13 protein-coding genes, 1 tRNA gene and 1 other RNA gene are annotated in these 14,443 nt (G+C 67.8%); 3 read left to right on the forward strand and 12 right to left on the reverse strand.

Features of this window, described 5'->3' with window-relative positions; genetic code table 11:
- Positions 1 to 24: 24 nt before the first annotated feature.
- Entirely contained in the window at positions 25 to 921 is an 897-nt protein-coding gene (locus JOF55_RS09785) for a LysR family transcriptional regulator (protein WP_310272752.1), read from the reverse strand.
- 72 nt (positions 922 to 993) lie between these two features.
- On the opposite strand from JOF55_RS09785, the gene JOF55_RS09790 reads away from it, so the two are divergent.
- Complete coding sequence (locus tag JOF55_RS09790; protein WP_310272755.1) at positions 994 to 1,998, forward strand: EamA family transporter; 1,005 nt, start codon at positions 994 to 996, stop codon at positions 1,996 to 1,998.
- Here the strand turns inward: JOF55_RS09790 and JOF55_RS09795 are convergent.
- The 10 genes from JOF55_RS09795 to ffs all read right to left on the reverse strand — a co-directional run bounded on the left by JOF55_RS09795 (position 1,947) and on the right by ffs (position 12,410).
- The gene (locus JOF55_RS09795; protein WP_374727436.1) at positions 1,947 to 2,960 is read right to left on the reverse strand and encodes an ABC transporter ATP-binding protein; all 1,014 of its coding nucleotides are present in this window, start codon (positions 2,958 to 2,960) and stop codon (positions 1,947 to 1,949) included. The two genes, JOF55_RS09790 and JOF55_RS09795, sit on opposite strands and share 52 nt — an antisense overlap.
- 107 nt (positions 2,961 to 3,067) lie before the next feature.
- Positions 3,068 to 4,066 carry an ABC transporter ATP-binding protein gene (locus JOF55_RS09800; RefSeq protein ID WP_310272759.1) on the reverse strand — a complete coding sequence of 333 codons (999 nt, stop codon included), beginning with the start codon at positions 4,064 to 4,066 and terminating at the stop codon, positions 3,068 to 3,070.
- Between the two features lie 6 nt (positions 4,067 to 4,072).
- A complete protein-coding gene (locus tag JOF55_RS09805) occupies positions 4,073 to 5,011 on the reverse strand; it encodes an ABC transporter permease (protein ID WP_310272761.1) in 939 nt (312 codons plus the stop codon).
- A gap of 10 nt (positions 5,012 to 5,021) precedes the next feature.
- Positions 5,022 to 6,032: an ABC transporter permease gene (locus JOF55_RS09810; RefSeq protein WP_310272763.1), complete on the reverse strand. Its 1,011-nt coding sequence runs from the start codon at positions 6,030 to 6,032 to the stop codon at positions 5,022 to 5,024.
- A 9-nt stretch (positions 6,033 to 6,041) separates the two neighbouring features.
- Entirely contained in the window at positions 6,042 to 7,661 is a 1,620-nt protein-coding gene (locus JOF55_RS09815) for an ABC transporter substrate-binding protein (RefSeq protein WP_310272765.1), read from the reverse strand.
- Positions 7,662 to 7,882: 221 nt separating this feature from the next.
- Entirely contained in the window at positions 7,883 to 8,506 is a 624-nt protein-coding gene (locus JOF55_RS09820; RefSeq protein ID WP_310272767.1) for a uridine kinase family protein, read from the reverse strand.
- A 10-nt stretch (positions 8,507 to 8,516) separates the two neighbouring features.
- Complete coding sequence (gene recR / locus JOF55_RS09825) at positions 8,517 to 9,113, reverse strand: recombination mediator RecR (protein ID WP_310272769.1); 597 nt, start codon at positions 9,111 to 9,113, stop codon at positions 8,517 to 8,519.
- A 13-nt stretch (positions 9,114 to 9,126) separates the two neighbouring features.
- Complete coding sequence (locus JOF55_RS09830) at positions 9,127 to 9,492, reverse strand: YbaB/EbfC family nucleoid-associated protein (RefSeq protein ID WP_310272772.1); 366 nt, start codon at positions 9,490 to 9,492, stop codon at positions 9,127 to 9,129.
- Between the two features lie 238 nt (positions 9,493 to 9,730).
- Entirely contained in the window at positions 9,731 to 12,238 is a 2,508-nt protein-coding gene (locus tag JOF55_RS09835) for a DNA polymerase III subunit gamma and tau (RefSeq protein WP_310272775.1), read from the reverse strand.
- 77 nt (positions 12,239 to 12,315) lie between these two features.
- An RNA gene (gene ffs, locus JOF55_RS09840) (signal recognition particle sRNA small type) lies at positions 12,316 to 12,410 on the reverse strand.
- Positions 12,411 to 12,545: 135 nt separating this feature from the next.
- Here ffs and JOF55_RS09845 point away from each other — a divergent pair.
- A tRNA-Ser gene (locus JOF55_RS09845) sits at positions 12,546 to 12,631 on the forward strand.
- 4 nt (positions 12,632 to 12,635) lie between these two features.
- Here JOF55_RS09845 and JOF55_RS09850 read toward each other — a convergent pair.
- Positions 12,636 to 13,133: a hypothetical protein gene (locus tag JOF55_RS09850; protein WP_310272777.1), complete on the reverse strand. Its 498-nt coding sequence runs from the start codon at positions 13,131 to 13,133 to the stop codon at positions 12,636 to 12,638.
- A 434-nt stretch (positions 13,134 to 13,567) separates the two neighbouring features.
- On the opposite strand from JOF55_RS09850, the gene JOF55_RS09855 reads away from it, so the two are divergent.
- Positions 13,568 to 14,443, forward strand: coding sequence for a slipin family protein (locus tag JOF55_RS09855; protein ID WP_310272780.1), 876 nt, complete (start codon positions 13,568 to 13,570; stop codon positions 14,441 to 14,443).

A 14,443-nucleotide genomic window follows, 5' to 3' on the forward strand; every position in this document is an offset into this window, starting at 1 on the left:
ATCACCAGTCATCGAGCGACGGCGTCACCGCGCCACCGCGTCGGCCTCGGCCAGCAGCGCATCGAGCACCACCCGGACCGCGGGCCGCTCGGCGCTCCCTCGACGGGTGACGGCCTCGACATGGCGCCCCGCCAGAACACCCGCAAGCGGCCGCAACACCACGCCCGGGGTATTCACGGTGTATCTCGGGAGCAGCGCTATGCCGTAACCGTGTGCCACCAGGGACTCGGTGATCCGGAAATCGTTGATGCGCTGCACCACCGTCGGACGCACCCCGGTACGCACAGCCAGGGAGCGCAGCACGTCGTCGACCGGAAATCCGACATCGGGGCTGATCCACCGCTCCCCTGCGAGCTCGGCCAGGTCCACCGGATCCTGCTCGGCCAGGGGATGGCCGCCGGGCAGTGCGACATCCAGCGGCTCGCGCAGCAGTGTCCGACTGTCCACCCGGTCCGGGTCGAACGGTGGTGCGTGGTCGTCCCGGTGAGTCACCACGATATCGAAGTCGGCGGTCAGTCCGGGCACCTCCGAGGGAGTCATGTCGACATCGCGGTACTCGACCCGCACCAAGTTCCGATCCGATAACCGCCGCAGCAACCGGGGAAGCAACAGCAGCGCACCGGACGGGAACAGGGCCACCCGTACGTTGCCCCGGGGAGTCGAGCGGTAACTGTCCAACTCGGCTTCCACACGGTCGAGCGCCCCGAGGACCTCGTCAGCGCGGTTCGCCAGCATCAGCCCGGCATCGGTGAGCCGTACTCCCCGCCCGGCCGGTTCGGTCAGTGCCACCCCCACCTCGGCCTGCAAGGCGCGAAGCTGCTGGGACACGGCCGAGGACGTGTAGGACAGCGCCTTGGCCACAGCAGTGATCGTTCCCCGATCGGCCAGCTCCCGGAGGACGCGCAGGCGATGAACATCCATAAAGGAATACTACAACGTTGCTGAAAAAATCTTCGATTGTCCTTCACAAAAGGTGCACGCAGGCTTGGGCACGTGAATACCCGCGATCGCCTGCTCGCCGTGTCGGTTGCCGCCATGTGGGGGGTCAACTTCATCGCCATCGATTACGCCCTCCGGCACTTCCCGCCGCTGTTCCTCAGCGCGCTGCGCTACGCCGTGATCGCCGTGCCCGCGGTGCTGTTCGTGCCGTGGCCGCGAGTGGAGTGGAAGTGGCTGATCGGCTACGGCCTCGGCTTCGGCACGCTGCAGTTCGCGTTCCTGTTCGTGGCCATCGACGTGGGCATGCCGACCGGGCTCGCCTCCCTGGTGCTGCAGGCCTCGGCCCCGTTTACGGTGCTGCTCGGTGGGATGCTGCTTCGTGAACGGATCACACCGGTCCAGGCGTGCGGGATCGGTATGGCGGTGGCCGGCATGGTCGTGATCGGTTGGTACCGGTCACAGACCGCAGCGCTGCTGCCCGTCCTGCTGACGCTGTGCGGTGCGCTGGGCTGGGCCTTCGGGAACCTGTGCAATCGCAGGGCGAAACCGCCGAATCCGCTGCACCTGACGCTGTGGATGTCCATCGTGCCGCCGCTTCCGCTGTGCACGCTGTCCGTGCTGCTGGAAGGACCATCGACCGGCTTGCGAGCCCTGGCCGGTGCCTTCACGTCGGCACAGGGCCGGAGCGCACTCGCCGGCCTCGCCTACATCGTGCTGATCGCCACGGTTCTGGCCGCCGGAATCTGGACGACTCTGATGCGGCGCAATCCCGCAGGTGTGGTCGCTCCCTTTTCTCTGCTGGTGCCCGTGGTCGGGTTCACCGCAGCGTGGCTGGTGCTGCACGAGCAGCCGGCCGCGATCGAGATCGCCGCCGGCTTCGCCGTCGTGCTCGGCGTGCTGCTCGGCAGCACTTCGACACGCAACGGCACATCCAGCGGCACGGCACCCAGCGGCACGACAGAAGGTGAACGGAACTCTCACCCACATGGCGGGGACGAAAGTTCCGCTCACTCGTCTTCGACAGGCCGGATACGCCCGTCGCGGATGTCCTCGGCGTAGTGGCAGGCCACCCGGTGCCCGGGGTCGACCTCGCGCAACTCCGGCCGCTCGGAGTCGCACCGCTGCGGCTGCCGCCACGGGCACCGGGTGTGGAAGCGGCAGCCCGCGGGGGGTGCCGCAGGGGACGGCAGGTCCCCGGACAGCAGGATCTGCTCGCGCCGGTCCTCCACCTCCGGTTCGGGCACCGGCACCGCCGACAGCAGCGCGCGCGTGTAGGGATGCAGGGGTTCGGCGTAGAGCGAACCCGCCTCGGTCTCCTCGACCAGCCCGCCCAGATACATCACGCCGATCCGGTCGGCGATGTGGCGCACCACGGCGAGATCGTGCGCGATCACGAGGTAGGTCAGGCCGAGCTCGTCCTGCAGATCCGCCAGCAGGTTCAGCACCTGAGCCTGCACCGAGACGTCGAGCGCGGACACCGGCTCGTCGGCCACCACCAGATCCGGCTCGACCGCCAGCGCCCGCGCGATCCCGACACGCTGGCGCTGCCCGCCGGAGAACTCGTGCGGGTACTTGCGCAGCGCCGAGGCGGGCAGTCCCACCGCCGCGAGCAGCTCCCGCAGCCGTGTCCCGGTCGCCTCCCGCCCGTGGTCCAGGCCGTGCGCACGCAGGCCCTCCACCAGCAACGACTCGACCGACTGCCGCGGGTCCAGCGAGGACAGCGAGTCCTGGAAGACCATTTGCATCCGACGGCGCATCCGCCGCAGCGGTTCGCTCCTGAGCCCGGCCAGGTCCGTCCCACCGAAGACGATCGAGCCCGCGGTGGGCTTCTCCAGTCGGAGCAGAGCCCTGCCCAGAGTGGACTTTCCGCATCCGGACTCACCGACGAGTCCGTACGTCTCGCCGCGATGAATCCGCAGGGACACACCATCGACCGCGTATACATAACCGACCGTGCGGTCGAACACGACACCGCGCTTGATCGGAAAGTGCACTTCGAGGTCGCGCACATCGACCAGGATTCGATCGTCGGAAACGTGCTCACCCGGAACTCGCTCGTCCGGAACTTGCTCGCCCCGAACCCGATGGTCCCGGACCCGGTCGTCGGGCTCCGTGCCGTGCACACTCGTCATGGTTCCTCCACCGCGCTCGGGACCGCCTCGCCCACCGGGTTGTGACATCGCAGCAGCCTCCCCTCGGGCGTGCGTTCGGCCTCCGGCGCGGACTGCCCGCACAGTCGCAGCGCATTCGAGCAGCGCGGGCAGAAGGCGCATCCCCGGTCCCAGGGAATGTTGTCCTCGATCGACCCGCTGATCGGGGACAGTCGCTGCCCGTTCGGGGAATCCAGGCGGGGAACCGAGGCCATCAGCCCTGCCGTGTAGGGGTGTTTCGGTGCGGCAAAAAGCTCGTGCCGCTCGGCGCGTTCCACCACCCGCCCCGCGTACAGCACGTTGACCTCATCACACATCCCGGCGACAACGCCCAGATCATGCGTGATCATGATCAGTGCGGTGCCGGTGTCGGCGACCAGCGTGGTCAACACATCGAGGATCTGCGCCTGGATGGTCACATCCAGCGCCGTTGTCGGCTCATCGGCGATGAGCAACCGGGGCCTGCACGCCAGCGCCATCGCGATGAGCGCTCGCTGGCGCATCCCCCCGGAGAGCTGGTGTGAGTACTCCTTCAACCGTCTGTCCGGATCCGGGATGCCCACCCGGTCCAGCAGTTCCCGCGCCTGCGGCATCGCCGTGCGGCGCGGGATTCCCCGGTGTCGCTCGATCACCTCCGACACCTGCAGTCCGATGGGCACCACCGGATTCAGCGAGGTCAGCGGGTCCTGGAACACCATGCCCAGGTCCCTGCCGCGTCGCTGCTCGATATCGCGCTGCGACAACCCCAGCAGGTCGGTGCCCTCGAACAGAATCGACCCCGACACCTCGGTCCCTCGCTCAGGCAGCAGCCCCATGATCGCCAGTGAGGTCACGGACTTGCCGCATCCGGACTCACCGACCAGCCCCACCGTCCGGCCGGGTTGAACGTCGAAGGAGATGCCGTCCACGGCGGGCACCGTCGGCTCGCCCTTGCGGGCGAAGGACACCGACAGATCGCGGACTTCCAGAAGTGCCATCGGCCATCACCGCCGGTTCTTGGGGTCGAGTGCGTCCCGCAGCGACTCGCCGACGAGCGTGAATCCCAGAGCCACCAGGATGATGCAGCCCGCGGGCCAGAACGCCAGTTGCGGATGCGTGTCGAAGAAGTTCTGTGCGGAGCCGAGCATCTGGCCCCACTCCGGTACCGAGGTGTCGGCCGCCCCCAAACCGAGGAACGACAACGCGGCGGCGTCGATGATCGCCACCGCCAGCCCCAGGGTGGACTGCACGATGACCGGCCCCAACGCGTTGGGCAGCATGTGCCGGAAGACCACCGACCGTTCCTTGACCCCCAGCGCACGCGCTGCCAGCACGTGGTCACTGGCTCGCTGGGCGAGCATGGTGCCACGCAGCAGCCGCCCGAAGATCGGAACCTGCACGATGGCCACCGCGAGGATGACGGTGAACTGCGACTGCTGCACGAACAGCGCCCCGATGGACACCGCCAGCAGCAACGAAGGCACCGACAGCAGCACGTCGACCACGCGCATCACGAGCGTGTCGACCCAGCCGCCGAACGCCCCGGCCAGGATGCCCAGGGTCATTCCGCCACCCAGGCCGATCACCGTGGCCAGCACCGCGACCAGCAGCGTCTGCTGTGATCCCAGCAGCAGCCGGGACAGGAGCGGCCGACCGTACTGGTCCCCGCCCAGCGGGAAATCCGGCTGCGGTGGGGGGATCTCATTCTGCGCCCGCGAAACCTGGTCCTCCAGCAGCCGCAGTGCCGGATCGTGCTGCGCCAACAGCGGCGAGCTCAGCGCCAGCAGGACGAAGGCACCGATGATCGATGCGCCGACGAGGAATACGGGATTACGACGCAGCCGCCGCCACGCCGACGCGGCGAGACTGACTCCGGCATCGGAGCCGGAGCTCGTCTGCGAGAGCGCGTCGATGCGTTCCTTGCGTTGGGTACTCGGGACCATCCTCGACCTCTCACCGGGTCCGCAGTCTCGGGTCGATCGCCGCATAGGCGAGGTCGACGATGAGGTTGACCAGCACATAGACCATCGCGGCCGCGATGATCACCACCTGCAGCACCGCGAAGTCCTGGCGCTGAAAGCCCAGCGACAAGGCCTGTCCCAGCCCCGCGATGTTGAACACCTGCTCGGTGAGCACCGCTCCGGACAACAGGGCACCGGTCTGCAGGCCGATGGTGGTGACCACCGGCAGCATCGCGTTCCGCAGGATGTGCCGTCCGCGAATGACCATCGCCGTGAGCCCCTTGGCCCGCGCGGTGCGCACATAGTCCTCTTCGGCCACATCGAGCACGGCCGCGCGAGTGATCCGGAAGATCACGGCGAAGGGAATCGTGGACAGCGCGATCGCCGGAAGAATCAGATGCAGGAAGGCATCCCATGCCGCGTCCCACTCCCGGGTCAGGATCCCGTCGAGGATGTAGAACCCGGTCACCTCCGTCGCGTTGATCCCGGCCTCTTGGCGTCCCGAGACGGGGAGCAGGCCGAGTTCGATGGCGAAGATGTACTTGAGCAGGAACGCGAGGAAGAACACCGGGACCGCCACGCCCACCAGCGACCAGGTGATGCTGATGTTGTCCAGCCAGCTGCCACGCCGCCGCGCGGCGAGGTAGCCGAGTGGGATGCCGACGACGACGGCCAGCAGCAGCGCCAGCGCCGACAGCTCCAGCGTCGCGGGCATCCGTTGCAGGAACACCTGCAGAGCCGGTGTGCCGCGCTGGACCCCGGTGGAGACTCCGAAATCCCCGGAAGCGGCCCGTTGCAGGAAGTTCCAGTACTGCACGTACAGCGGCTCGTCCAGCCCCAGCCGCTCCACCAGCCGCGCACGGGACTCGGGCGTTGCGCGGTTTCCCAGCAACGCCGAGACCGGGCCACCGGGCAGCGAACGCAGCCAGGCGAACAGCAGGACCGACAGCACGGCCAGCACGATCGCGAGCTGGCCCAGACGTCGGATCGTATAGCGAAGCAAGTCGGGTCCTCACTCCGCGATGCTGACCGAGGCGAACTCCTCGGCCGTCAGCGGCGAGGTCACCAAGCCCTGGACCTTCTTGCTGGTCACGATCGCAGGCGGCGAGTGCGACAGCGGCACCGCGGGCAGGTACTGCGACATCAGCTTGCGGTTGATGTCGGCATACATCGCCTCGCGTTCGGCCGCGTCGGGTTCCTGGTCGGCGGCCTGCAGTTGCCGTGCCAGCTCCGCGCCCCACGGCGAGGCTCCGGTGTAGAACTGGTTCTCGGTATTGCCGAAGAACGTGCCGATGAAGTTGTCCGGCGAGTTGTAGTCACCGGTCCAGCCCAGCAGGAACAGATCTGCCCGAGCATTGTTGACGTCGTCCAGGTAGCCACCGTTCCAGGGCTTGCTGACCGGCTTCACCGTGATCCCCACGGCTCGCAGATCCCCGGCGATAGCGTTGAAAATGCCCCGCGGATCGGGCATGTACGGCCGCGTGACCTGGGTCGGCCAGAAGAACTCCAGAGTCAGGTCCGACCGGCCCGCCTCGGCGAGCAGTTGCTTGGCCTTCTGTGGATCGTAGGGGTACTTCTGCACGTCCTCGGCATAGCCGTCGACGGTGTCCGGATAGAACTGGGTGGCGACCTCGGCCCCCTCGGGCAGGTTCGCCTGAACCAGGTTCTTCCGGTCGACCGCATAGGCCAGCGCCTTGCGTACCCGCAGATCCTGCAGCGCCGGGTTGTTCTTCTGGGTGATGCCCAGGTACATGATGTTGAAGGGATCGCGGATCTGGACGTTGAAACCCGCCTCGCGCAGGGACTTCAGGTCGGCGGGATTCGGGAAGTCGTAGCCGTCGATGCTTCCGGCGAGCAGCTCCTGCTTGCGCACGTTCTCATCCGGAATGATCTTGAAGATCAACCGGCTCAGTTTCGCCTTCTCGCCCCAGTAGTCCTCGTTGCGGGCGAGGGTGATGGTGCCGTTGCCCTCGTCATAGGAGACGAACTCGAACGGGCCGGTGCCGGTCGGGTGCTTCTTGGCGTACTCCGAGTACACGAAGCTGGTGCCCTGCGCCTTGACGTCGTTGGCCCGGTACTTCTTCATCGCCGTCGGCGACTGCATGCTGAACGAGTCCAGTCCCAGCGCGTCCGGGAACTTCGAGGTCGGCCGGGTCAGGTTGAGCACGGCGGTGAACTCGCCGGTCGTTTCGCAGGATTCGTACAGCGAGGGCTTGTCGTCGCCCGCGAATCCGCCGAACGTCTCGATCCAGTAGTACGACAGGGCCGAGTTCCGGCCCGCACCGGTCTGGTTGTACCAGCGCTCGAAGTTCGCACAGACCGCCTCGGCGTTGAACGCGGTCCCGTCGTGGAACCGCACGCCTTTGCGCAGTTGGAAGGTCCAGGTCGTGCCGTCCTCCGACGAGTCCCAGTTCGTCGCGAGCTCCGGCTGGATCTCGGCGGTGCCCGGCTTGTAGTCGACCAGGCCCTCCATCATCTGGCGCGTGACCCGGAAGGTCTCTCCGTCGGAGGCGTAGAACGGGTCGAACAGAGCCGGCGCGCCTGCGGCGCCGAAGATCAGCGTGCCGCCTTCCCCACCTGCTGCGCTGTCTCGCTCGGAGGCGACGCAGGCCGCCAGCGAGGCCGTGAGCATGCACGCCACTCCGGCGGTCGCGAGACGACGTCGTACATACGGTAACCGGTACCCCGCCGGACGGGCTCTTCTCATCACGCACCTCGGTGTGTTGCACATCTCAGAGTGACGCAGAGAGTAACCCGTCATGCGGCTCGAGTGGAGACCTCAAGATTACGATTCCACTACATGATCATCCGGATCGGCCGCTGCTTTATCCGGATAAATTCGCGTATTACTGCCTACAGCCGAAGATTTTGCTCGAAAAGGCCGTACTCGAGGACAACATCGGCACGAGCCCGTGTGTCGTCCGAGTCGAACCACTCCCGTTCGAGCTCCTGCCACCGGCGCAAGTGCGGCCTTGCGTCCTCCCCCTCTCGAGCAACGGCCCGTTCCAGGCGCTGTCGCTGCCCCGCGAACTCCACCCAGATCGCCTGCGAAACCAGGTCGGCGATCGAGGCACGAGCCGCCGACACACCTTCGACGACCAGCACCTGCGGCACGTCGACATCGACCATCGCACCCGGCACCGGTTCCCCTCGCGGCCACTCCACACGCCGATAGCGCCCACGCTCACCCCTGCGCAGGGGGTCGAGTACCCCCTCGACGAGCTTCGGCCACCACTGCACCGGTTCGTCCCAGGTCGCGAAGTCGTCGGTGCGTACCAGCCGGACATCGGATCCGCGACGGGTCAGTTCCGCCACCAGCGCGTCGGCAAGGGTGGACTTGCCCGAACCCGAGGGACCGTCGACGGCGACCAGGCGAACCCCGCCCAACCTCGGCGGTGCCGCCCCTACCCGATCGGCGATCACGGCCGGAGTGAACGCGCCATCCCGGCACTGTGACTGCCAGAACGACGCGCTCACCACGGTGAAATCAGGCCGTACGACGACCGGACAGGGCGCGGCCCAGAGTCAACTCGTCGGCGAACTCGAGATCGCCTCCCATCGGCAGACCCGAGGCCAGTCGCGTGACACTCAGATCGGGGAAGTCCTGCAGCAGCCGCACCAGGTACGTCGCCGTCGCCTCCCCTTCGGTGTTCGGGTCCGTGGCGATGATCACCTCGGTGATCCCGTCCGTACCGATCCTGGTCACCAGCTCACGAATGCGCAGCTGATCCGGCCCGACGCCGGAAAGCGGATCCAGCGCACCCCCGAGCACGTGATAGCGCCCCCGGAACTCGCGGGTGCGCTCGATGGCGAGCACGTCCTTCGGCTCCTCGACCACGCACACCAACTTCGGGTCACGGCGGGTGTCCTGGCAGATCCGGCACGTCTCCTGCTCCGAGACGTTGCCGCAAACCTCGCAGAACACCACGCCTTCCTTGACCTTCTGCAGCGCGTCCTGCAGCCGGGTGACATCCGCGGTCTCGGCAGCCAGCAGGTGGAAGGCGATGCGCTGAGCACTCTTCGGGCCGACCCCCGGTAGGCGACCGAGCTCGTCGATCAGGTCCTGAACAGGCCCTTCGTACACGTGAACCCGCCCGTCACAGACCGGGCAGGCCGAGACCGCCCATGTCCGGGCCGCCCTGCCCACCACCGAGCGCACCGGTGACCGGCCCCATCTTCTCGGCCTGCAGCTCCTGCGCGGCTCGGTTGGCATCCCGGACCGCCGCGACGACCATGTCCGACAGGGTTTCGGTATCGGTGGGATCGGCGGCCTTCGGGTCGATCGACATGGACTGCAGCTCGCCCGCGCCCGTCACGACCGCCGTGACCAGGCCGCCACCGGCACTGCCGGTCACCTCGGTCTTGGCGAGCTCCTCCTGCGCAGTCATGAGCTGCTGCTGCATCTCCTGCGCCTGCTTCATGATCTCTTGCATGTTCGGCTGCTGGTCGCCCGGTTGCACCATGGCTCCTCTCCGGACTTCGGTAATCCACTGGGTCGGGCCGCTGAACGGCTGGTTCGGCTGTTCGCCGGGTCTCCGCGGTCTCTGCGGGTCTCCGCGCCGACCCTGCGGCGATGGCAACGCACCGCACCGGTGCAGGGTCCTTCCTCGCCAGCGTAATCGGATATCCCACGCAGCGGGTCGATGCCCACGTTCTCCGGTGATTCGCGGACACCGCGGCATCGCCTCGGGCGCCATTGCCTCAGGTGTCCTCGATCCTGCGAGCTCCGAGTTCGCTGGCGAAGAGTTCGACGGCCGCTTCCTGCGGGTCCTGCGTTTCCTGCTGCGGCTGCTCCGCTGCTCCCCCGGGAGACGACGCAGCGGATTCCCCGTGAGACGCAGCGACCCGGGAAGCAGGAGCCGGGGAAGCGGTGCCTGCGAGCTCCGGCTCCGCGCTCTGTACGGCATCCTCCTGCTGCCGGGCAAACTCCTGCGGCGGAGGAACATCCTCCGGTGGCGGTTCCTCGTCCGGCGGCTCCGGAGGCAGCGGCTCCGGTGGCGGTTCCGGCGGCAGCGGCTCCGGAGGCGGTTGCTCATCCGGGGGTTCCGAGGGTTCCGGAGGCGGGGGGACGCTGCCGTGCTCGCTCGGGGAGCCGGCTTCCGGGCGTACTCCGTTCGATGCGGCACGGTTCTCCTGCCCCGGTGACCCCGCCGAAGGCTGCTCTCCGCGCGTTTCGCCGGACCACTCCGCCGAGGCCCGGTGCGCAGACGAGTCCTGCGGGCCTCGGGATTCCTGCTGCCGAGTCCATCCGCCCGGCGAGGACCCGCCCGGCGAAGGCGCTGCCTGCGATGGCCGGGCCTGTGCCCGGTCACCGGCAGCCTGCCCGCCTTGCTGCGCAGCGGCGGCCCCCTCCTCCACGCACTGGACCTGCCATTCACCACCGAGAACGGCCCGCATGGCATCGCGCACGAACTCGACCCGGTGCTGCTGGGCGAACTGCTTCAGCAACCCGGTTGTCGGCATGGACAACACGAGAGTGCCGTCACGCAGGTCCTGCACGGTGGCGTTGAGCAGCAGAGCCTGCGTGGGCTTGTGGCGTTCGGCGACGGCACGCAGCAGTTCCGTCCACACCCGCCGCACCGCGGCGGCGTCGAGCCCGCCGGAGGTAGCCCCGGACTCGGCGTGTCCCTCGGGCGGCTGAGCCGAGCGGGTTTCGGTGGGCTGCTGCCGCGCTGCGGTGGCGTCCTGTTCGGACGGCGCCGGTTCGGCGGTCCCCTGTTGCCTTCCCGACTGCACACCCTCGGACTCGTACCGCCCGTTCTCCGCAGATGTGCTCTCCGCAGATGTGCTCTCCGCAGGCGGCTTCTCCGCAGGGGTGTCCTTTCCCGTCGCAGGCCCGGACGCCGACGCCCCGGTCTCGGCCGCCTGCTGCTGGGCCGCCTGCTGCTGGGCGGCTTGCTGCTGGGTGGCGTGCTGCTGGGCGGCTCGCTCGTGTGGCCGCTGGAACACACGCCGCGGTGGTCCGCTCTCGGGCTCCGCCGGTGCCGAACCCGGTTCGGGGCCCGCGGTTTCCGCGTGCTCCCCCGAAGAGCTGCTCTCCGGCGGCGCGATGGTCATACGCCGCTCGACACGCTCCAGACGCTGCAGCAGCGCGGTCTCCTCCGCGGAAACGGTGGGAAGCAGCATCCGCGCGCACAGCAGTTCCAGCAGCAGGCGCGGCGCCGTGGCACCGCGCATCTCGGACAGACCGGTGTGCACGATCTCGGCAAACCGGGACAGGGTCGCCGCACCGAGTCGGTCGCCCTGGCTCTGCATGGTGGCGAGGTCGTCACCGCCGCCATCGACGAGCCCGCGCTGCGCCGCGTCGGGCACCGCGTTCAACAGCACCAGGTCCCGCAATCGGTCCAGCAGGTCGGAGGCGAAGCGGCGTGGATCATGTCCCGCCTCGACCAGTCGGTCCACCGTCCCGTAGACCGCGGCACCATCGCCCGCTGCGAGAGCGTCCACCATGTCGTTGATCAGGGCGACGTCGGTGACACCGAGTAGCGCGACCGCACGGTCGTAGGTGATGCCCTCGTCGCCCGCGCCTGCCAGCAACTGGTCGAAGACGCTCAGGGTGTCCCGTGCCGAACCGCCGCCCGCGCGGATCGCCAGCGGGTACACGGTGGATTCGACCCGTACCCCTTCCTCACCACAGATGCGTTCGAGCAGCTCGCGCATGGTGCCCGGAGGCATCAGCCGAAACGGGTAGTGGTGCGTGCGCGAGCGGATGGTGGTGAGCACCTTGTCCGGCTCGGTGGTGGCGAAGATGAAGACCAGGTGTTCCGGCGGCTCTTCGACGATCTTGAGCAGGGCGTTGAAGCCCTGCGGGGTGACCATGTGGGCCTCGTCGATGACGAAGATCCGGTAGCGGGACTGTGCCGGGGCGAACACGGCACGGTCGCGGAGTTCGCGGGTGTCGTCGACACCACCGTGGCTGGCCGCGTCGAGTTCGATGACGTCGACACTGCCCGGCCCCTCGGGGGCGAGAGCGACGCACGAATCGCACTCCCCACAGGGCTCCGCAGTCGGTCCGTGCAGGCAGTTCAGCGACCTCGCGAGGATTCGCGCGCTGGAGGTCTTGCCGCAACCCCGTGGCCCGGAGAACAGGTAGGCGTGGTTGATGCGGCCGGACGCCAGCGCGGTACGCAGGGGTTCGGTGACGTGCTCCTGGCCGACGACCTCACCGAAGGTCGCCGGCCGGTACTTGCGGTAGAGGGCGAGCGCCACACCGGGGACTTTACGTGGTCGGCCGGACATCTCGACAACGGCAGGCGACAGCCTGCGGGGCCGCGTACAACCCGATAAAAAGGGGACCCCGTGCACCCGCCAGAGCCCGCTTACCCTTGCTGCCTTCCGGCCCTGGGGGAGTTCACAGGTTGGACGCCGCACGGGGTCCACGTTCAAGTGTAACGAACCGTGGCACACGACGAGACGGGGGTCCGTCCAACCGGAGAATCGGTCCGCGCGGCTTCACCGCCGAGGCGGCCCGCCCCCCATGGCTGCCGATCGACACCCGTCCCGTACACTTGTTCGCGGAGGATTGGCCGAGCGGCCTAAGGCGCACGATTGGAAATCGTGTAAGGGCATCCCCCTTCACGGGTTCGAATCCCGTATCCTCCGCAGGTCACGGGGCCGGGCGCGACACCAGCGCCCGGCCCTGTTCGCGTTCGGGAATTCGGTTGGTCCGTGGCGTGGCCGTCAGCCGACGTGGTGAACCTCGCACATCGCGGCCACGCTCGGCACAGTTACCGCGTCGCTGTTTCCACCTCTTGGCAGAAGCAACAGCGAGATCGACCTTGTGACCGCGACCGGGATGAGCACGCTCGACATCGTGAGCCCTGTCAGCTTCCGCCAGCGGCGGGAAACGCTGGAACTGGCAGGCTGGCTGACGCTGCTCGTCGGCTGCCTCGAGTACGACCTCGGCGACAAGCGTTCCGCAGAAGCCACTCGACGCTCCGCCCTGACACTGGGCCATGAAGTCGGCAGCCCCGGAATCCTCGGATGGGCTCACGAGATGCGCGCGTGGTTCGCACTCACGTCGGGGGACTACCGAGGCGGCCTCGCGGCCGCCGATGGCGGCCGAGGCCGCCGCGGGAAACCACAGCGTCAGCGTCCAGCTCATCGCCCAGAAGGCGAAAGCGCTCGCGCGAATGGGCCACCGTGACGAGATGCTGAAGACCCTGGAGCACGGGCGCCTCGTGCTCGAAGGAATGCCTTACCCGGACAACGTCGAAAACCACTTCGTCGTGGACCCGTCGAAGTACGACTTCTACGCGATGGACTGCTACCGCCACATCGGTGAGAACGACCTCGCTCGCGAGCTGCCCGACGAGGTGATCCGCGTCAGCACCGACTTCAACGGACACGAGCGGTGGCCCATGCGAGTAGCGGAAGCACAGGTCACACTCGGTGTTGTGCCCGCGGGGCAGGGCTCCCCGGAAGGGTCGTCATGTGCTCGTGACCTGCGGCTACGAATCGGAAACCCACAGTACCGAGGCGTACCTTGGCGCAAGAGTGGACGATGTGGTGCTCCGCCGCGCGAAAGGAGCGTAAGCCGTGAGCGTTGTGTGGACGGCAATCGTCCTTGTCATCCTGCTCCTGCTCGTGCTCGTGGGTGCGGGACTGCGCGCTGTGCAGCAGTACCAACGCGGGGTGGTGCTGCGCTTCGGCCGGCTGCTGTCACCGGTGCGTCAGCCGGGACTGCGCGTGATCGTGCCGTTCGTGGACCGGATGAAGAAGGTGCCGGTCCAGACCGCCGTGCTCGACGTTCCCGCACAGGGAGCCATCACCCGGGACAACGTCTCGATCAGCGTGGATGCCGTGGTGTACTTCCGCGTGGAGGATCCGGTCAAAGCCGTGATCAATGTTTCGGACTACCTGCACGCCACCTCCCAGGTCGCGCAGACGTCCTTGCGCTCGGTGATCGGCCGGGCCGATCTGGACACGCTGCTGACGGATCGGCAGCAGATCAACGATGAGTTGCGGGGGGTCATCGACACCCCGACCGAGGATTGGGGCATCAGCATCGATCGGGTCGAGACCAAGGAGGTTTCGCTGCCCGAGGGCATGCAACGCTCGATGTCGCGGCAGGCCGAGGCCGAGCGCGATCGGCGTGCTCGAGTCATCAACGCCGACGGTGAGTTGCAGGCATCGAACAAGCTGGCCGAGGCCGCCGACGCGATGGAAACGGCACCGGGAGCCTTGCAGTTGCGCCTGTTGCAGACGGTGGTCGAAGTGTCCGCGGAGAAGAACAGCACTCTGGTGATGCCGTTCCCGGTGGAGGTACTGCGCTTTTTCGAACACGCCACCGGACAAGCCACCTCCCGGTATTCGGCATCGACCGAGCCGAATTCCGATGCCGAACCGTCCCCGGCGTGGTGGCGCAACGGTCGCGACCGGACCGACGACGGCCCCACGAGCACCGAGACCTGA

This window comes from Haloactinomyces albus (assembly GCF_031458135.1).
GTDB classification, from domain to species: Bacteria; Actinomycetota; Actinomycetes; order Mycobacteriales; family Pseudonocardiaceae; genus Haloactinomyces; species Haloactinomyces albus.